Annotated in this window: 13 protein-coding genes; 8 read left to right on the top strand and 5 right to left on the bottom strand. The window is 36.3% G+C overall.

Translation table 11 applies throughout. The features are described 5' to 3' along the window. The first annotated feature begins 168 nt into the window (after positions 1-168). Positions 169-636 (top strand): peptide-methionine (R)-S-oxide reductase MsrB, encoded by a 468-nt coding sequence (gene msrB, locus AC07N0_RS10400; protein ID WP_494589131.1) that lies wholly within the window; start codon positions 169-171, stop codon positions 634-636. A 103-nt stretch (positions 637-739) separates the two neighbouring features. On the opposite strand, the gene AC07N0_RS10395 is transcribed toward msrB, so the two are convergent. Then, positions 740-3,661, bottom strand: a complete 2,922-nt coding sequence (locus tag AC07N0_RS10395) for a triple tyrosine motif-containing protein (RefSeq protein WP_494589130.1) — start codon at positions 3,659-3,661, stop codon at positions 740-742. Positions 3,662-3,976: 315 nt separating this feature from the next. Between AC07N0_RS10395 and AC07N0_RS10390 the strand changes: the two genes are divergently transcribed. From AC07N0_RS10390 to AC07N0_RS10375, 4 genes are all read left to right on the top strand, one after another. Next, the gene (locus AC07N0_RS10390; RefSeq protein ID WP_494589129.1) at positions 3,977-7,096 is read left to right on the top strand and encodes a SusC/RagA family TonB-linked outer membrane protein; all 3,120 of its coding nucleotides are present in this window, start codon (positions 3,977-3,979) and stop codon (positions 7,094-7,096) included. Between the two features lie 17 nt (positions 7,097-7,113). Then, entirely contained in the window at positions 7,114-8,622 is a 1,509-nt protein-coding gene (locus AC07N0_RS10385; RefSeq protein WP_494589128.1) for a RagB/SusD family nutrient uptake outer membrane protein, read from the top strand. Between the two features lie 98 nt (positions 8,623-8,720). Next, positions 8,721-10,343 (top strand): glycoside hydrolase family 30 protein, encoded by a 1,623-nt coding sequence (locus AC07N0_RS10380; RefSeq protein ID WP_494589127.1) that lies wholly within the window; start codon positions 8,721-8,723, stop codon positions 10,341-10,343. Between the two features lie 116 nt (positions 10,344-10,459). Next, positions 10,460-11,047, top strand: coding sequence for a GDSL-type esterase/lipase family protein (locus AC07N0_RS10375; RefSeq protein ID WP_494589126.1), 588 nt, complete (start codon positions 10,460-10,462; stop codon positions 11,045-11,047). An 83-nt stretch (positions 11,048-11,130) separates the two neighbouring features. Here AC07N0_RS10375 and AC07N0_RS10370 read toward each other — a convergent pair whose 3' ends face one another. The 4 genes from AC07N0_RS10370 to ligA form a co-directional block, all read right to left on the bottom strand. After that, positions 11,131-11,619: a hypothetical protein gene (locus tag AC07N0_RS10370; protein ID WP_492799607.1), complete on the bottom strand. Its 489-nt coding sequence runs from the start codon at positions 11,617-11,619 to the stop codon at positions 11,131-11,133. Continuing rightward, positions 11,600-11,902, bottom strand: a complete 303-nt coding sequence (locus AC07N0_RS10365; RefSeq protein ID WP_492799606.1) for a Dabb family protein — start codon at positions 11,900-11,902, stop codon at positions 11,600-11,602. The genes AC07N0_RS10370 and AC07N0_RS10365 overlap by 20 nt, the downstream gene beginning before the upstream one ends. Positions 11,903-11,957: 55 nt before the next feature. Further along, complete coding sequence (gene dapA, locus AC07N0_RS10360) at positions 11,958-12,839, bottom strand: 4-hydroxy-tetrahydrodipicolinate synthase (RefSeq protein ID WP_494589125.1); 882 nt, start codon at positions 12,837-12,839, stop codon at positions 11,958-11,960. 150 nt (positions 12,840-12,989) lie between these two features. Beyond that, complete coding sequence (gene ligA, locus AC07N0_RS10355; protein ID WP_494589124.1) at positions 12,990-14,999, bottom strand: NAD-dependent DNA ligase LigA; 2,010 nt, start codon at positions 14,997-14,999, stop codon at positions 12,990-12,992. A gap of 188 nt (positions 15,000-15,187) precedes the next feature. Between ligA and AC07N0_RS10350 the strand changes: the two genes are divergently transcribed. The 3 genes from AC07N0_RS10350 to AC07N0_RS10340 all read left to right on the top strand — a co-directional run bounded on the left by AC07N0_RS10350 (position 15,188) and on the right by AC07N0_RS10340 (position 19,736). Further along, positions 15,188-16,960, top strand: coding sequence for a glycosyltransferase family 39 protein (locus AC07N0_RS10350; protein ID WP_494589123.1), 1,773 nt, complete (start codon positions 15,188-15,190; stop codon positions 16,958-16,960). Positions 16,961-16,963: 3 nt separating this feature from the next. Further along, positions 16,964-17,620, top strand: coding sequence for a ribulose-phosphate 3-epimerase (gene rpe, locus AC07N0_RS10345; protein WP_494589122.1), 657 nt, complete (start codon positions 16,964-16,966; stop codon positions 17,618-17,620). A gap of 103 nt (positions 17,621-17,723) precedes the next feature. Beyond that, complete coding sequence (locus AC07N0_RS10340) at positions 17,724-19,736, top strand: OmpA family protein (protein WP_494589121.1); 2,013 nt, start codon at positions 17,724-17,726, stop codon at positions 19,734-19,736. The last annotated feature ends 44 nt before the right edge of the window (positions 19,737-19,780 follow it).

Below are 19,780 nucleotides of genomic sequence, written 5' to 3'. Positions count from 1 at the left end.
CTTAGAGCCTATAGCTAAAAATGTCATCTCCCCGACAGTTTTGGACAAATAATAGTTAAATATAGATTAGCTCGTAAACTATATGCTTCCTTTTTTCGTAATTAAAGTAAATACATTAAAACATAGAATAAGGAAATGAAAATCATCATCATAACATTAATTACTTGCATGTCAATATTAACGAATTGTACCGCACAGGAAGAGTCGTCAGGAGTTACTCACCACAAATTTACTGTAGTGAAAACGGATGCTGAATGGATGAAAATCTTAACGCCAGAGCAATTTAAAGTAACCAGAAGAAAAAGTACTGAATTAGCATGTTCGGGAGCATATTGGAAAAACCATGAAAAAGGAATTTACAAGTGTGTATGTTGTAAACTCCCCCTTTTCGACTCACAAACAAAATTTGAATCTGGAACAGGTTGGCCATCTTTTTATAAGGCTATCCACAAAGATGCGATTTTGGAAGTAGCCGATAATAGTTTTGGCATGGAAAGAGTAGAAATATTATGTAGTCGTTGTGGAGCACATTTAGGACACCTTTTTGAAGATGGACCTAAACCAACAGGTTTACGTTATTGCTTGAACTCTGTCGCGTTAGATTTTGAAAAAGATGAGAAAGTGAGTAAGAAGTAGCTTTGAGCTTTCAGTTGTGAGCTTTGAGCTTTTTTATATGAAACGAGGATAGTCTGATAAATCAAACTATCCTCGTTTTGTTTTATTATGCCATACAACATCATCAAACAATCTTTTCCAAAAACACACTTAAACTTTCTTCATGGGGAACTTGTAATTTCTTACGAATTTTCAACCTAGCCGTTTCAACACCTCGGGCTGAAATATTCAAAAGGGGCGAAATTTGTTTATTACTGAAATCCATTTTTACAAAGGCACAAAGCCTAAGTTCTCGCTGAGATAATTCTGGATAAATACTTTTTAGTTTTTTAAAGAAATCATGGTTTACCTTTTCAAAATTAACATCGAAAATTTCTATAAAATCACTTCCTATTTTCTCCGAGTTTAACTTTTTGTAAATATCCAATAACTTTTTCTTCGATTCATCACTTTTTAGTAAAGTCTTAAGCTCTTGTAAATCTGTCTTTATATCTTGAAAAACCTCCGTTTTTTGGCTCAACATTAATGTATAATTGGCTAGTTCTTTACTCTTTATAATAATGTCTCTATCCAACTCCTCCGTATACTTATCAATCTGTGCTTTATCTTCTTTTAGTTTTAGCTGTTCAAGCTCTAGTTCTATTAATTTTTTAGATTTTTCTATTTCATTTCTAGTTTTAAGGTGCTCTATTTCAAGCCTTTTCTTAATAAGCGAATAGGCATATCTTAATGCAAAAATGACTAAAAAAACATACACTAAATAGGCTAAAGTAGTCTGATACCACTTTGGTTTTATCGTAAAAATCATTTTCGCTTCCGTTGCTTCAACACCTAGGAGGTTTCGTGATTTTAAGGTAAATACATAAGTGCCGGGACTCAAATTGGTGTATTCTTTGAATGAATTGTTCGTCCAGTTAGACCAATTTTTATCGGTAGGGTTCAATTTATAACTATATTGAACACCAATATTCGAGATTAATTGTGGTACAGCAAATTCAATTCTTACGATTTCAGCACCATTAGGAATATCTATTTCATTATTGGTATGATTGATTGGTAATTCATGTTCAGTTTGATCTATCAAATAACACATTCTACTAATCTGAGTAAGGGGCTGTTTTTGCTGCTTCGGAATTTTTGTGTCATATAAAAAAAGTCCATTGTGTGTACCAACAAATACTTTGTCATTATCAACAGGCAGTACTACCTCCATGCCTTTATTAAATGTTCCTTTCAAATTAAGAAAAGTATTTTTTTCAAACACTGGATTTTTTTCTGTAAAATAGCCTAACTCATCATCCTCAATAGCCCATGTTTTGTCTTTCGTTTTGAATATTTTTCGGGTATTTTTTTGTGGGTTTAAAATTGTATTTAAAGTAGGATGGAGCACAAACGAATTCGTATTTTCGTCAAATTGATAAATCCCTGTATTGGTTGTAAAAATGGCTCTTCCTTCATAATTATGGACATTGATATTAAAAGGAGAAATAAATCCATTGGTATTGGTATAGTTTTCAACGGATTCTACACGCTGATAATCGTTATCTATTCTGATTCTGAACACCCCTTTATACCCATGACAAACCCAATAAGTATTGGGGCTGGTATCTGGCGAAATATCACGGGTAGATTCATTAAATCCTTCAATTTTATTATTAATAGACCATTCCTTACCGTTCTTTTTTACCAAATAGACCCCATTATAATTTGACCCTAAATACCAATTAGGTTTATTGGCAATGGGCGTTATTTTCCAAAAACCAGATGGCGCAGAAATTTTTTTATAGGTATTATCCGTGATTTTTAAAATACCAATATTATGCGAAGCGATGATGTCGTCACCAAAACTTTGGATAGTCCATGTTTGCCCTTTTAATTGGTTAATGGCTTTAAAATCATAATTATTACTCATGATATTCTGTGGAATTGTCGAGTAAAATATGCCTTGATTGGTCGCTAAATAGATTTTCTTGTTTTTAATCAGGATATCATAAATGGAGGCTTTGTCAAAAATATTCTGATAGGATGAATTGTAGATTAAAAAATTTAAGCCGTTATTTTTTAATACCCAAATGTCACCTTTTGACGTAATAAATAGATTGATGATAGGATTATTTTTGATAATGTTCTGAAATTCAGTATTGTATGACAAAGTATTGCTTTTATAGTTGTACCACAACAATTTTGACCCTAGCGTACCTATTAAATACAAATCATCATTTTTCCGAATCCCACAGTTGAGTTGGTCATTATCGTTTACTGAAAATATCTCTTTAATAACTGCTATCTTTTTGGTTTGTGTATTCCCTAAAAAAATCTTTCCACTGCGTGTCATTATCAATATTTCATCGGGCACTTTTGTAGGTAAAATGGCCGTAGTAACCTCGTCTTTAAAATAGCTTGCAGGGAAAACAGGTTCTAACTTCTTACTTGAAAGATTTAGTGACAAAAATCCCTTTTCATAGTCTTGAATGAAATAATTATGCTCTATTTGGCTACCATACACAAATGTTTTTGGCGCACGGATGATGGTTGCTACATTTTTATTAATAACAATCAGTTCGTTGTATGACATCAAAATAATGTAATCTCCGATACTATTAGCTCTCCATATATTTTCAAAATTGCGGTTAGATAATTTCAATTGATTGACCATCGAATGAAATACATATTTTCCATAGATGTCTTTTTTTAAGGTGCCAAAGTCGTTATAACCTCCCGCATAAATTTCTCCGCTTTTTGTTTTTACTAGACTATAGATAGATGAATTGTTAGGTAAAAATATCTTTTTCCAATTGTTCCCATCATAACTGACAGCGCCTTCATAATTACCAAAAAACATGGTGCCATCATTGGCCTCGCATCCGATGCTAAAGTGCGAATCACTTTTGAAATCACTTTTTACAAAACTTAAAATAGCAGGTTGGGCATTGACAGAATTATCTTGACTTACCTCTTGCATGGCTTGTGCAAAAAGTGAATTACTACTAACAATTTGAAGATATAATATTATTAAGCTCCGAATAAGGGAGAAAATGTTTTTCATGTTTTTCTACTGATAAATTAAAGCAATCATCTTAAGTGGACACAAAGATACAATTTTATATGCAAATATTTATATTAATTATATGTATTAAAGTATTGATAATTAGGTAGATGTAAATATAAGAGTAGTAGTAACGTAGTGTTTTTTAAAATCAAACGTAATTGAAGTGTATACGTTTTTTTTAGTTATGCCCATGCTCGTCTTTAATATTGCTCTCGGTTTTTGAATAGCCCAAGCGTTAGCACGTATTAATTCGCTCTGTCGGGTTTGTTCAAAACAGGTATTTTATTCCAAATTTTTAATCTTAAAAAGTTTATGAAATTTAAAAACTACTTATGTTTATTATTGCTGAGTATGTGTACTCTTTCTGTCTTTGGGCAGTCGACAGAGATACGAGGAAAAGTAATTGATGCTAATTCAAATGTACCTATATCAGGGGTTTCCATCAAGGTAAAGAACTCTACAAAAGGTACAACTACCAATGCAACAGGAGAATACCAAATCAACGCAACGCCCAATGATATTTTAATTTTTAGCTTTATTGGGTACAAGCCTCTTGAAAAAGCAGTGGGTAATACTACTTTGGTGAATGTGAAATTAGAAGAAGACATCAAAGATTTGAATGAGGTGGTTGTGATTGGTTATGGTACACAAAAGAAAAGTGTTGTGACAGGTGCCATTTCTAGCGTAAAAGCGAAAGACCTTGAAAATGTTCCAAGTGGACGTATCGAAACGGCTCTTCAAGGACGTGTATCTGGTGTAACGATTGCTGCCAATGCTGGTCAGCCAGGTTCTGCTTCTACGGTTCGTGTACGTGGACTTACTACTTTTGATACTTACGGAGGAAACAACCCTCTTTGGGTAATCGATGGTGTAATTATCGATAATGGCGGTATTGGTTTTATCAACCAGTCAGACATTGAATCAATTGAAGTATTGAAAGATGCTGCTTCATTGGCAATTTATGGTGCTAGAGCAGCCTCAGGCGTAATCTTGGTATCAACAAAAAGAGGAAAGTCGGGTAAACTAAGCGTGAATTATACAGGTTTTGTGGGTTCTTCAGAGCCAGCTAAGCAGTTAAAATTATTGAATGCTTCGGAATATGGACTTATTATGAATGAAAAGTCTGTTGCTGCTGGTGGAAGTGTACTTTTCCCTAATCCCTCATCATTAGGAACAGGAACAGATTGGCAAGCGGCTATTTTTAATAACAGTGCTAAGCGTTCAAACCATGAGTTGAGTATTAGCGGTGGAAATGATGTATCAAGCTTTTTCCTTTCAGCAGGCACTCAAAGCCAAGAAGGGATTGTGTTAAAAGACATTTCTTCATACAGAAGAGATAACATTCGTCTGAATTCAAACCATAAGCTATCTAAATATATTTCAATAGGTCAAACCTTGGCATACTCTCACCAAAAAACGGTTGGTTTAGGTAATACCAACAGTGAATTTGGTGGCCCTTTGAGTTCGGCAATCAATTTAGACCCTATCACTCCTTTAGTTGTAACAGACCCAACAGCGACAGCTTCAACAATTTATACGACGAACCCAGTATTGAGAGACAGCGAAGGTAGACCTTACGGAATATCTTCAATTGTAGGTCAGGAAATGACAAACCCAATTGCTTATCAGCAAGTAAGACTAGGCAATTTTGATTCGTCTGATGATTTTGTCGGAAATGCTTTTCTTGAAGTTACGCCAGTTTCAAACTTGAAATTTAAAAGTACGATTGGTGCAAAACTTTCTTATTGGGGAGGCGACTTTTTTACACCAAAATACTATTTAAGTGCTACTTCGGGTGCAATAAAGAATACTTTTAGCCGAGGAACGAATAATGGCTTAGGCTGGAATGTTGAAAATACAGTGATGTATAATAAAAAAGTTAGCAGTCATAACATCGGTGTTTTGTTAGGTCAAGGGCTTTATATTGATAACATTACTACAGGGACAAGCATCACTTATTCTGATTTACCAGTGAATACTTATCCTGATGCTTCATTTAACTTTTCATTGCCAGCAGCCCAAAGAACGGGTAGTGCGTATACAGGAACCGAACACCGTGTAACATCTTTATTTGGTCGTTTGACATATGATTTCAACGAAAAATATTTGTTCACAGGTATTATTCGTAGAGACGGTTCATCAAGATTTGGAGGTAATAACAAATACGGTATATTCCCTTCATTCTCTGCTGGTTGGGTCGTTTCAAACGAAAATTTCTGGAAAGAAGATGGTATCGTTAAAACGTTGAAAATCAGAAGTGGATATGGTGTAACAGGTAATGATGCCATTCTAAACTTTGGTTATTTATCTACTATTGTTGGTGGTAGAAACTATACTTATGGAACAGGCGGAGTAGATATTATCACAGGCTTTAGCCCAAGTGCTCCTTCAAACCCAGATTTGAAATGGGAAGAAACAGCACAAACTAACATTGGTATCGATGCTACGTTGTTGAATAACCTTACGTTGACATTAGAGGTTTACCGCAAAAAGACTTCTGGAATTTTGCAAACCATTACTTTACCAGGTTATGTAGGTGCAACAAGTAGCCCTGTGGGTAACGTGGCTGATATGGAAAACAAAGGTATTGAACTTGAACTTGGCTATAGAAAACGCTTTGGTGATTTCAATTTTGCTGCCAATGGTAATGTTTCTTACTTGAAAAATGAAGTTACTTTCTTAGGAAATGGTATTTCATTTATTACGTCGGGTGCTGCTGGTTTTCAATCAATGGGGTCGATAACCCGTACACAAGTTGGTCAACCATATAATTCATTTTTCGGATTCCAAACGGCTGGCATATTCCAGAACGCTGCTGAAGTGAGCGCCTACAAAAATGCAGAAGGCAACGTAATTCAGCCAAATGCAAAACCTGGTGATTTCAGATGGGTTGATACAGATGGAAACGGGACGATTAATGATGATGATAAGAAATTTCTTGGAAGTGGATTACCTAAATATACCATCGGCTTAACTGTCAATATGGATTATAAAGGCTTTGATTGTATGATTTTCGCGCAAGCTTCAGGTGGCAACAAAGTTTTCCAAGGACTTCGTCGCTTAGATATTCTTAATGCAAACTACCAAACACAAGTTTTAAACCGCTGGACAGGAGAGGGGACATCTAACAGTTACCCAAGATTAACCAATAATGATACAAACGGAAACTTTGGAAAGCCTTCTGATTTCTATTTAGAAGATGGTGATTTTGTAAGATTCAAAATTATTCAATTGGGTTATACCCTTCCTAGTAGCATTACTAATAAAATTGGAGCACAAAAATTAAGATTATTCTTAACAGCAGAAAACCTCCTGACAATTACAAAATATACTGGTTATGACCCAGAAATTGGAGGTAATGTTTTTGGTATCGACAGAGGATATTATCCTCAGGCCCGCTCAATCCAATTTGGTCTTAATTTAAAATTTTAATGTAAAAATTATCAAAGATGAAAAGTAATAAATTCAAATATTCTCTTATCGCAATAGCAACCTCTGTACTTGCTTCTTGTAGCTCAAGCTATTTAGAAGTACTTCCGAAAGGCAGTAGCTTAGAAGCAAGTTATTATACCAATCAATCTGAAGCATTTGCAGGATTGGTGGCAGTGTATGATGTCATGAGAAAAAACTCTGGTGGTTTTGAAAACATGATTACCATGCTGAATGCTGGTTCAGATGACCACGTAGCAGGGGGTGGTAGTGCTACAGATGGACTAGGTTTGCAAACATTTTCAAACTATACGCTTAGCCCAACAACTATCCCAGCTAGTTTTTGGAGCGACTATTATCAAGGCGTTTTTAGAGCCAACTTTTTGCTATCAAAATTACCTACTATCCCAATGGATGCGTCGTTAAAGGCACGATACGTAGGCGAGGCACAAGCATTAAGAGCCTTGTATTATTTCAATTTGGTGAGAATGTTTAAAAATATTCCACTTATTACTACGCCGCTTCCTTCGTCTGAAATTTACAATGTTGTTCAGGCTGACCGTGCTGCGGTGTATACACAAATTGAAAAAGATTTGAATGATGCCATTGCCGTATTGCCTACTACTGTTCCTGCTGCCGATGCTGGACGATTGACAAAAGGTGCGGCTCAAGCTTTATTGGGAAAAGTGTATTTGTACGATAACAAATTGACGGAAGCAGCCGCACAATTAGCTATCGTTAACGGAACACCGGGAGGAACGAATCCTTATGGATACAAATTGCTTAGTAATTTTGCTGATTTGTGGGTTTTCGCAAATAAGTTCAATACTGAATCTATTTTAGAGGTTGCGCATACAAGTGCAAGTAATGCAGGTTGGGGTAACTGGGGTGCTGGTACTGACGAAGGAAATAGCGTAGTACAAATGGTTGGTCCAAGAACCTTGACTCGTCCAGCGGGTTCTACTGCACCAGCCTATTATTCAGGTGGTTGGGCATTCAATCCTATCACACAAGATTTATACGATGCTTTGAAAGATGACCCTAGATTTGCCGCTACTATTTTGGATGCTAAGGCCTTGAAAGCGGCTAAACAAATCAGTTATATCTCTGCTTATCAGGATACTGGCTATTTTATCAATAAGTTTATGCCAAAGCAATCTGACGTTTCTACAGGTTTAGGGAATGTTGAGCTGAACTTTAGACAAAATTCATATATTATCAGACTTGCAGATAGCTATTTGATGGAAGCAGAGGCTTTAGGCGGAACAGGTGCAAGAGCTCAAGCATTATTAGATGCTGTTCGCTCAAGAGTTGGATTGCCTTCTATCCCAGTTTCGTTAAATGCTATTGCTAACGAACGTCGCTTAGAACTTGCTTGCGAAGGACACCGTTGGTTTGATTTAGTAAGAACTGGCAAAGCAGCTACTGTTTTAGCGAGCAGAGGTTTCAAGGCTGGTAAAAACGAAGTATTCCCAATTCCTTTCAAAGAATTAGAAAATACTAAAATCAAACAAAATCCTAATTACTAATAATTAAGAGGTTGTCTCAAAAAAGATAAACCAAATATTCTTTATTTTAAAACCTCACCCACAGCCCCTCTCTGAAGGAGAGGGGAGCTTTAAGTCCCATGGTTTGCTCCCCTTCTCTGAAGGAGAAGGGGCTGGGGGATGAGGTTTTGGGAAGACTATTATTGGGTGAACTTCCATTTGAAACATCATCAACTATTATCACTGCCAAGTCGATTCGTTTTACAGAATCGATTTGGCAGTATATCTCTTCACTTGTCTCAGACAATTATCCCAGAAATATGCGCGCTGTTTTTCAATCTGTTATTTTATTCATGATTTGGGCATGCAATGGCAAATCGCTCAATCCTACTATTACGCCACAACAACCTGTGGTTACTACGCCAGTAACACAAAATAATCCAGTACTGAGTTATTGGCTTACTACCTCTGACCAATCTGTTTTGTTACAAAAACAAGACGATGTACAATTCTTAAAAAGTGTTAGCACTAATCCAACCATCGAGGTGGATACTACGCAGGAGTTCCAGAGTATTGATGGATTTGGCTTTACCTTAACAGGCGGAAGTGCGAAATTAATTGGGCTTTTGAATGCTACGGATAGAAATAATTTATTAAACGAATTGTTTGGCAAGGATGCTAAATCAATAGGCATTAGTTATTTAAGAATAAGCGTTGGTGCTTCTGACTTAGACGAAAAAGTATTTAGCTATAACGATTTAGCAACTGGCGAGAAAGATGAAAGCCTTGCTAAATTCAGCTTAGCACCTGATAAAGAATACCTTATCCCCATCTTAAAAGAGATTATCAAAATTAATCCTTCTATTAAAATTATGGGAAGTCCATGGTCGGCACCAGTTTGGATGAAGACCAACGGGAAATCTATCGGAGGAAATTTGTCGCCAGAGTATTACCAAGTTTATGCAAAATATTTAGCGAAATATATTGTGGAAATGAAGAAGGAAGGCATAACGATTGATGCCTTAACGCTTCAAAACGAACCTCAGCACGGAGGTAATAATCCGAGTATGGTAATGAGTTCTTCAGACCAAGCTAATTTTGTAAAGAATAATTTAGGCCCGCTTTTCCGTACTGAAAACATTAAAACTAAAATTGTGGTTTGGGACCATAATTGTGATAATCCAGATTACCCAATAAATGTCTTAAACGATATTGATGCTAATCAATACATCGATGGTTCGGCATTTCACCTTTATGCAGGAGACATCAGTGCGCTTTCAAAAGTACAGACACTTCATCCCAATAAAAACCTGTATTTTACTGAACAATGGACATCATCAAAAGGAGCTTTCGCGGGAGACTTACAATGGCATATCAAAAATGTAATCATTGGTTCAGTAAAAAACTGGAGTAAGGTTGCCTTGGAATGGAATTTGGCGAATGATGCTAGTTTTCAGCCCCATACGCCTGGAGGATGTACGGAATGCAAAGGCGCATTAACGATTACTGGCTCAAGCATTACCCGTAATGTGAGTTATTATATCGTAGGTCACGCTTCAAAATTTGTACCTACTGGTTCAAAAAGAATCCAGAGTACTACTAACAGTAATTTACCCAATGCGGCTTTTATGACACCTTCTGGCAAGAAAGTCGTGATTATTGAAAATGACAAAACAGTAGCTGTTGATATTAATGTTAAACAATCAGACAAACTAGCTACGGTTTCTTTACCTGCTGGTGCTGTTGCAACCATTGTTTGGTAAGATTATGCAAAGAGTAATCAAACCGATTGATTTTTAAAAGAAGACAATAAATGAGGAAAATATTAATAATCGCGTTTTTTCAATTAATAAGTTTTTATACTTTTTCTCAAAAGTATTTGTCTGAAATACAGGCATTTGAGAAAAAAGATTCGATTGATATGCCTCCAATGGGCAAAATCGTTTTAGCGGGAAGTTCAACGTTTCGCCTTTGGACTACCTACAAAGAAGATTTAAAAGAGTTCCCTGTAATTAATAGGGGCTTTGGTGGGTCACAGATGAGCGATTTAAACTTTTTCTTGGAGAGAATCGTGACCAAATACAAACCGAAAATAGTGTTGGTTTACGAAGGAGATAATGATTTGAGTGCAGGCGAAAGTCCGGATTCTATTTTCAGGGAATTTAAGGAGTTTGTCCAGAAAGTAAAAACACAATTGCCTAATACTAAAATCGGTTTTTGTTCTGCTCGCCCTAGTTTGGCAAGAACTCATCTGTTAGACAAACAGAAAGCCTTGAACGAAGCAGTAAAGCAATTTTGTAAGAAGAACAAGAATGTTTATTTCTTAGATATTCAAAAAGCATTTTATTTGCCCAATGGTGAGCTCATGACCGATATTTTTGTAGCAGACAAACTGCACATGAATGCGAAAGGATATGAAATTTGGGCGGAGGAAACCCGAAAGTTTTTACGAAAACATTATAAGTAGAGTGGTATTTGAGGCTTTCTATTAGCCGTTGACTTAAGTCAACGGCTAATAGAAAGCCTTTGAAATTATTTTCTTAAAAAATGTTAATTCTCTCTAACATTCCTTTTCAACACATATTTAAAAGCCGTACCGCTTAAAATATAACCAGACGTAGTAGCTGTTGAAAATACTTTATAATTTACATTCATCAGTCCGCTAGCGCCTAAGTCTTGGGCTTGTGCCACCATTCTAGCTAAGATTGCTTCTTTTTCTTGTTGATCATTTCCTCTTTTCAGCATTCTTCCTTTGTACTCCTGATTGGCTGTCAATGGAAATTCCTCCGAAATGGTCAATTTCTCCATTTCTTCAAAGTTTTCTTTAGGCTTTTCATCACCCTGCAATACGTCAATAGCATATTTGTCAGGAATTTTGAAGCCTAAACCTGTATGTTGGTCATAACCACCACTTTGGTAGTTGGGACTATAGTAAGAAGTAGGCTGAAAGGTTTTGGTTGGCTGACAATTAGTCAATAAAAATGTCAAACAAACAAAACCTAGCGTTAACTTAGTCCACTTAGATACTTTCTGAATCATAAATTAATACCTTTTCCCAAAGATGTTTACAATCATCTATAAACTTTAGATGGAGGGGATGTACTTGATATTCGTCGTGTCCTGCTTCATCATCGAAAACCGTTAGTTCGCAAAAATCATAACTACGGTCAATTACTGGACGGTCTGTAGCAGCAGGAGGACCTACACTAAACGTTTTAATACTTTCGATATTGCCAAGAGACTTTACGCCCTCTACGAATTTTTGACGGTCAGCTTCTGACAAGTCTTTCTTTAACCAAAAATTTACTACGTGAACAAACATAAGTGATTTTAATTTTGAGTAAAAATAAGATTTAGTAACCCTAAAAGTGAATAAATTATAAATTATCTTTTTCTAAAATAACAGTCATTCTTTCGCGTAGCTCATCAGATGCCTTCATTAATGGCAAACGAACATCTGAGCCACTGATTCCTTTCAATTCAAGGATTTTCTTAACACCCACTGGATTACCTTCTTCATATAAAAGAGGGTCAATTGCTAAGAAATGCCCTAAAAGCTTACGAGCAGTCGCGAAATCACCATCCAAAGCAGCATGAATCATCGTAGTGAATTGAGCAGGAATAGCATTCGCAATTACCGACATAACGCCTACGCCTCCGCAAGCAATAATAGGTACAGCCTGCACATCGTCGCCAGAGATTAATAAAAAGTCTTCAGGCTTGTCTTTATAAATTTCCATGCATTGTTCGATGATACAAGATGCCTCTTTCACACCAATAATGTTTGGATGTTCTGCTAATTTCAACGTAGTTGTAGCCGACATATTAATCCCCGAACGCCCAGGAATATTGTACATGATCACTGGCACTGGCGAGGCATCAGCAATGGCTGAATAATGAGCAATCACTCCACGAGCCCCCGGTTTATTATAATATGGACATACAGAAAGGATCGCATCTATACCAGCAAAATCAGTAGCTTGAATGGCCTTGATTACCTCTGGGGTATTATTTCCACCAAGCCCATACACGATTGGCAAATTCTTTGAATTATGCTCCTTGATAAATTCTAATATTGCTATCTTCTCTTTTGTGCTTGTTGTAGCAGACTCTCCTGTGGTTCCTTGTACTACCAAGTAATCTACACCACCGTCGCTTACGTGTTGTACTAATCTTTTTAACCCTTCATAATCAATACTTCCATCTTCAAACATTGGGGTTACTAAAGCTGGAGCTACGCCGTGGAATTTTGGTCTCATTTTTGGATTTTTTACGATTATACAATCGTCTATATTTAAAAAATTATTGGTCTGTGTGGTAATTTGAAAATTTGAAAGTGTGATAATTTGAAAATGAGGAATGTTTATTAATAAATAGTCAATGGATTAATTAATAAAAAATCTCAAATCTCATAGCTTACTGCTCACCATCTCTAAAAACTCATCTTCCGAAATAATTTGAACACCCAATTTCTGGGCTTTCTGCAATTTTGAAGGACCAGCTTCTGAACCAGCTACTAGAAAATTCAATTTTCCAGAAACACCGCTTAATACTTTTCCACCATTTGCTTCAATTTTTATCTTCAAATCATCCCGTTCGAAATGTTGAAAAGTTCCCGAAATTACAAAAGTTTTTCCTTCTAAACTGTTCCCTTCCACAACAATTTCGGTAGTTTCATGGATAAATTGTAAACCTGCGGCTTGTAAACGCGCAATATACCGCTGATTATCCTCGTCTTGGAAGAACGCCACAACACTTTGTGCGATTCTATCTCCAATCTCAGGAACCTGCAAAAGCTCTTCATAACTAGCCTTAGTGATGGCATCAATGTTATTAAAATACACTGCCAACTTTTCCGCCACTGTCGCACCCACAAAGCGGATGCCGATACCAAACAGTACTTGTTTAAAAGGAATTTCCTTTGATTTTTCAACACCCGAAAGAATATTATTAATAGATTTTTCCTTGAAACCATCTAAATTGGCTAAATCTTCTTTCGTTAAATCATACAAATCAGCTGGACTTTTGATGATGCCTTTCTGATAAAACAAATCGATAGATTCAGTTCCTAAGTTTTCAATATTCAAGGCCTTCCGTTGAATAAAATGCTCTATCTTCCCTTTAATTTGCGGAGGGCAACCTTTTTCATTCGGGCAATAATGATTAGCCTCTCCGTCTTTTCTCACTAACGGCGTACCGCATTCTGGGCAAGTAGTAGGAAACTGTACTTTCTCAAAATCCAAAGCTCTTTTACTAACATCAACACCTGTAATCTTAGGAATAATTTCTCCACCCTTTTCTACAAAGAGTGTATCACCAATGTGTAAATCTAGTCGCTCTATTTCATTTGCATTATGAATACTCGCACGTTTTACCACTGTCCCTGCCAATAATACAGGCTTTAAATTAGCAACGGGCGTAACGTTCCCCGTTCTACCAACCTGATAACTTACGGATTCTAACGTTGTCGAAGCCGACTCTGATTTGTATTTATAAGCAATAGCCCAGCGCGGAGATTTAGCCGTGTAGCCTAATGTTTCTCGTTGAGCAAAAGAGTTTATTTTAATAACAATACCATCTGTATTGAGGGGTAAATCAAAGCGTGCTTTATCCCAACGTTCTATAAAGGCAAATACTTCTTGAATATTACTGCATTTTTTCCATGTAGGTGAAACATTGAATCCTGCACTTGTCATCCAATGCAGACTTTCTTCATGGCTTTTAAAAACCTCGTCATAGGCCAAAAATTGATAGAGATAGCAATCCATTTTTCTTTTGGCTACTACCGAAGAATCTTGCATTTTAAACGTCCCAGAGGCCGCATTTCTTGGGTTCGCTAAAAGGGCTTCGCCAATATCCTCTCGTTCTTTGTTCAACGATTCAAAAGAAGTTAAAGGCATAAAACCTTCGCCTCGCACCTCAAAAACAGCAGGCATATTTTCAGCCTTTACGCTAAGGGGTAAAGTACGAAGGGTTTTGATATTTGAAGTAATATCGTCGCCTCTTACACCATCTCCACGGGTAACACCTCTTACTAATTTGCCATTTTCATACCAAACAGAAAGCGCCACGCCATCGAATTTTAATTCACAAATATATTCATAAGGCTCGTTGTCAAGTCCTTTTCTTACTCTTTCATCAAAATCAATCAGTTCTCCCTCATTATAGGTATTGCCCAATGAAAGCATCGGGAAACGGTGAGTTACTGCTTCAAATTCTTTAGAAATAGCTCCACCCACACGGTGCGTAGGAGAGTCGTTACGAACAAAATCAGGAAACGCTTTTTCTAAAGACTGTAATTTTTCAAGAAGTTTATCAAATTCAAAATCAGATACTTCTGAATCGGCAGTGACGTAATATCGATAGTTCAGTTCATTCAACCTGTCTGTTAATTGGTTGATTTCTTCCTGTGGGTTCATTCAAATAAGCTTTTAAAAATTTACCGAATTTACCGCCAAAATATAAGTTATTTTAAATTTTCGAACTAAAATTATCTTTTTTGTTCATCAATGTTTCCAAGGCTTTTTGCTTTTGTCTTTGTGTCTGAGTAGAATAAGTGGTAATTTTGCCATGAAGATTTCAAGAAATTAATAAATTTACTCTTCTGATGACAAATACTTCTAAATCGTTTACTATTGTTCAACTATTTATTCTTATTAGTATTCTTTCGACTGCATTAGTTTTACGAGTAATAAATCTTGATAAACACGGAATTTTTTTTGATGAAAAAGCATCGCTATTAGTAAGTCAGGGAATAGCGATAGAAGGAAGCACACAAAAAAACTGTTTTGCAACACCCGGAAAAACAACTTTTACGCCTAAAGAATTTTGGGCAGAAAAAGGAATACAAGATTACTTTGAAGCCAACAGACGAAGCGATATTGGCAATAGCCCTGCCTATTATGTCGTATTGCATCAGTGGACAAAACTTTTTGGATTGAGCGATTTCTCAATTCGCTTTCTTTCGGTAGTGTGGGGACTAGCCACCATATTATTATTAGCTTTTTTTGTAAAGGAGCATTTTAAGCAAACTGCCTTAGCATTGATTTGTGCCGCTTTGATGGCAATAGAACCCTTTTTTATTGCTACTAGTCAACAAGCACGAAACTACTCAATGAGTTTTTTCTTTACTTTATTGGCTACACACATTTTCTTGAAAATTATTCAACGGGAAGAAAAAGGAGTGAGCCCTATTAAGTTATACCTGTTTTATGGTTTACTATCAGGCATTTGTTTATTGTCTCATTTCCTCACGGCTACAGTTTTTATAGCGCATGGATTGTATGTGTTAATCTATGTTAGGAGACTAAAACCTTGGCTTTTCTTGCCCTTGAGTTTATTGATTGGCTTTGCCCTTTTTGGTTATTGGATTACTTATGGCGGAGGCGATTACACGTTTAGAACACTAGCCTATCAGGCAAAGGTATATTATCAAGAAGCCAGATTAGTGCCTAATCCACATGCAGGAACGATTGACCCTGCTACGCCCAAGAATGTGTTTAAGAAAGCATTGCCCATTTTTACAGATTTGTTCATTATCAGCAATGGTTTAACAAGCAAACTTGTGGGTTTCAAAAATATATTGATAGCCATCTTGATAGCTGGCTTTTCGATATTTTCAATCAGAAAATTCACCTTGAGTGGAGACAAAAAATGGTTGTGGTTTGTTATTATAGCAAATATCGTTTCGTTTTTTGTGTATACCATTGCAAAGTTTCAATATTTAGAACTAATCAACTGTATTATAATAGCATACCTGTTCTTTCATAATTTGAATAATAAAACAGCAGGATATGCTAAGCAACTATTGGTGTTTTTAGCAATTTTGGGCTTTTTCCCAAGCATTTTTTTAGTACTTGTTTCATTTAAGAATGGACATACTTTTGGACTAACCCAGCGTTATTCGGGTTTCTCGTTTCCTTATACCATTATATTTGTAGGCATAGCACTTTCACAAGTAAAATGGCGTTTAAAGCCCTTGAATATTTTTATTGGTGTGGTGCTGTTATCTCATTTATTTTTTGTGGGTCAAACCATCAAAGATTTACTGAACGATGTATCTATTAAATATAATTATAGAGTAGTAGCCAGAGATAAAAATCCTTATCCTGTAATAGCAAAATCGCTAGAAGAACGTTATCAAACAGGAGATACTATTTTGTATCCCTCTTTTATCGAAACAGTGTATGTGGCTGATACGATTGGTAAAGTAGAAGGACAGTCGAATGCTGATGCTCAATATGTAAATATGTATTTGCCAAAAGATGCGGAATACATCCAAAAAATTAATACTAAAGAACGAAATAAAATAATCTTAAAGAAAAAAGACGGACGTTTGATTGAAATTTTTGATTTAAAAGAAAAAACGTACCGCTATTAATGCATGAATAATATTTTAATTGCCCCTTCGTTGCTTGCAGCAGACTTTGCAAATCTCCAGAGAGATATTGAAATGATAAATGCCTCTGAGGCTGATTGGTTCCACGTTGATGTAATGGACGGACACTTTGTGCCGAACATTTCTTTTGGAATGCCCGTTATCGAAGCCATTAATCGCCATGCTACCAAGCCACTGGACGTACATTTGATGATTGAAAAACCAGAGCGTTATCTGGCTGAATTCAAACGATTAGGTGCTGAAAATATTACTGTTCATTATGAAGCCTGTACTCATTTGCATCGTACTATTCAACAAATCAAAGACTTAGGGTGCTTGGCTGGTGTCGTATTGAACCCTGCTACGCCAGTATCAGTATTAGAAGAAATCTTGCCAGACTGCGAAATGGTACTGTTGATGTCGGTAAATCCTGGTTATGGTGGTCAAAAATTTATTGAAGCTACCTATGATAAAGTACGTAAACTTCGTAGAATGATTGAAGAAAAAGGCTTAAAAACTATCATTGAAATTGACGGTGGCGTAAACCAAGAAACGGGACAGAAATTGGTAGATGCAGGAGCCGATGCGCTAGTGGCAGGTAGCTATGTTTTTGGTGCGCAAGACCCACTGCAAACGATAGCTAATCTTAAAAAAATCAAATAATAGGTTGGTTTAAAGTGGAAATTTTAGAAAGAGTAATAATAAAAAACAATTTTCGTTTAAATTTATCAGTTAAAATCATAATCGCTTTATTAAACCATTGATAATGAGAATATTCTTTTTGTTATTATTCTTTCTCATTTCCTTTATTGCTACTGCCCAAAAAACCTTTTGGGCTAGTAAAGTAGTTGCTTTTTCTTCTGAGTATTCAGATGCAAAAACTACTAAAGAGAATCGTGCTATACAAGCTTTAGGAAAGCCAAGCAAATTACCTCAAGTAGGCATTTCAGCCTGTGCTTGGCAACCTCTCACGCAAAATAATACCCAAGAAGAGTTCCTGATTGTAAGTTTTGATACCCTTATGCCCATTCAGCAAGTGGCTATAGCTGAGAATTATGGACAGGGAAGTATTATTCGTGTGGAAGCTTTTGATGAGTTTGATATCCTAAAAACTTTATGGACCAATAGAAGCTCACCAAGTAATGAAATTGGTAAAATGCTGAATTTGGTACTGTCAAAACCTACTCCTTATAAAGTCAGAAGCATTAAAGTAGTGCTGAACACTACCCGCACAAAAGGATGGACTCAAATAGATGCGATTGGTATTTCACAAGCAACTACCCCCATTAGGGCAGTGGTGAATGTGGCTAAAAATTTACCCGCAGCCGTTCTCAAAGAAAATCTGGGTAGTAATATCAATTCAGCTTATCGTGAAATTGCCCCTGTGATTTCGCCCGATGGCAAAACGCTATATTATACCCGATGGGAACATCCCGAAAACTTAGGGAAAGATAAAAACCAAGACATTTGGTATTCAGAACTACAGAACGATAGAAAATGGAGTATGGCTCGTCCGATGGCTGCTCCAATCAATAATACCGAGCACAATGCTATTTGTGCCATTTCGCCTGATGGAAAAACCATTCTATTGAATAATGTTTACTTAAAAGATGGTTCAATGTTGAAAGGCGTATCAATGTCTACCAAAAATGATAGAGGTTGGGATTTTCCGAAAGCCTTGGCTATTAAAAACTTTAATAATAAATCTGATTACGCCGAATATAGCTTTTCGCCCAATGGCAGGGTCTTGATTCTAACAGGACAATTCAAAGAAACCAATGGAGGGAAAGACATCTATTTGTCGTTTCAACAACCAGATGGCACTTGGTCTGAGCCAGTTAATGCAGGAAAAGTAATTAATACTGCTGAAGACGAAGGCACACCATTTATTGCTGCAGATGGCAAGACCCTATATTATTCAACAAGGGGTTTGAGTGGCTATGGAAGCAGTGATATTTTTGTGACACGCCGTTTGGATGACACTTGGCTGAAATGGTCGGAGCCAGAAAATTTAGGTGCGGGGATTAATACGCCTGAATGGGATGGATATTTTTCCGTTTCAGCCTTAGGAGATTACGCCTATTATAGCTCTCAAGAAAATTCTATTGGCGATGAAGATATTTTTAAATTTAAAGTGCCTGAGTCAATTAAGCCCGAAACCGTTATTCAATTAACGGGTGGCGTATATAATTTTGCAGATAGAAAACTCATTGATGCTAAAATAAAGGTTCAGTCGTTGACCGATGCAGATACTGTTTGTGTTTCCTTCGACCCACAAACGGGCGACTATAAATTGATGTTACCTGCCAAAAAAACGTACTCTATTTCTGCTTCCAAAAAAGGATTTATGCCATTCTCTGAAATATTAGATTTTTCAAAGGAGAATACATTTAAAGAAATAAAAAAGAATATTTTCTTATTACCAATTGAAGCTGGACAAAGAATGACGCTGAATAGTGTATTTTTTGAACAGAGTAAATTTGATATTTTGCCTAACTCATATCCTGAACTTGATAGAATAGTAGTAGTAATGAAAGAAAACCCTACGATGGAAATCATGTTGGAAGGGCATACCGACAACCAAGGTGATTGGAATGCCAACCTAACGTTATCCAAACAAAGGGTAGATGAAGTAAAAAAATACTTGGCTAATAAAGGCGTAGATATGAAACGCATCCAGACACAAGGGTACGGCTCTACTCGTCCAGTAGCAAGTAATAATTCAGAAGAAAAAAGGAAATTTAATAGAAGAGTAGAGTTTATGATTGTTAAGAACTAAGAAATCTCTACACAGTTGAATAAAATCTCTTTTCATTAGTAATT

The sequence above is a fragment of the Arcicella sp. GW821-FHT09D11 genome (assembly GCF_059416265.1).
Note: the sequence above shows the minus strand (reverse complement) of the source record. Positions and strands in the feature narration are given on the sequence as shown.

Excerpts from the sequence above, each read along its gene's own strand:
- msrB (WP_494589131.1), top strand. The coding sequence starts at position 169 with ATGTCAATATTAACGAATTGTACCGCACAGGAAGAGTCGTCAGGAGTT.
- AC07N0_RS10395 (WP_494589130.1), bottom strand. The coding sequence starts at position 3,661 with ATGAAAAACATTTTCTCCCTTATTCGGAGCTTAATAATATTATATCTT.
- AC07N0_RS10390 (WP_494589129.1), top strand. The coding sequence starts at position 3,977 with ATGAAATTTAAAAACTACTTATGTTTATTATTGCTGAGTATGTGTACT.
- AC07N0_RS10385 (WP_494589128.1), top strand. The coding sequence starts at position 7,114 with ATGAAAAGTAATAAATTCAAATATTCTCTTATCGCAATAGCAACCTCT.
- AC07N0_RS10380 (WP_494589127.1), top strand. The coding sequence starts at position 8,721 with ATGGTTTGCTCCCCTTCTCTGAAGGAGAAGGGGCTGGGGGATGAGGTT.
- AC07N0_RS10370 (WP_492799607.1), bottom strand. The coding sequence starts at position 11,619 with ATGATTCAGAAAGTATCTAAGTGGACTAAGTTAACGCTAGGTTTTGTT.
- AC07N0_RS10365 (WP_492799606.1), bottom strand. The coding sequence starts at position 11,902 with ATGTTTGTTCACGTAGTAAATTTTTGGTTAAAGAAAGACTTGTCAGAA.
- dapA (WP_494589125.1), bottom strand. The coding sequence starts at position 12,839 with ATGAGACCAAAATTCCACGGCGTAGCTCCAGCTTTAGTAACCCCAATG.
- ligA (WP_494589124.1), bottom strand. The coding sequence starts at position 14,999 with ATGAACCCACAGGAAGAAATCAACCAATTAACAGACAGGTTGAATGAA.
- AC07N0_RS10350 (WP_494589123.1), top strand. The coding sequence starts at position 15,188 with ATGACAAATACTTCTAAATCGTTTACTATTGTTCAACTATTTATTCTT.
- rpe (WP_494589122.1), top strand. The coding sequence starts at position 16,964 with ATGAATAATATTTTAATTGCCCCTTCGTTGCTTGCAGCAGACTTTGCA.
- AC07N0_RS10340 (WP_494589121.1), top strand. The coding sequence starts at position 17,724 with ATGAGAATATTCTTTTTGTTATTATTCTTTCTCATTTCCTTTATTGCT.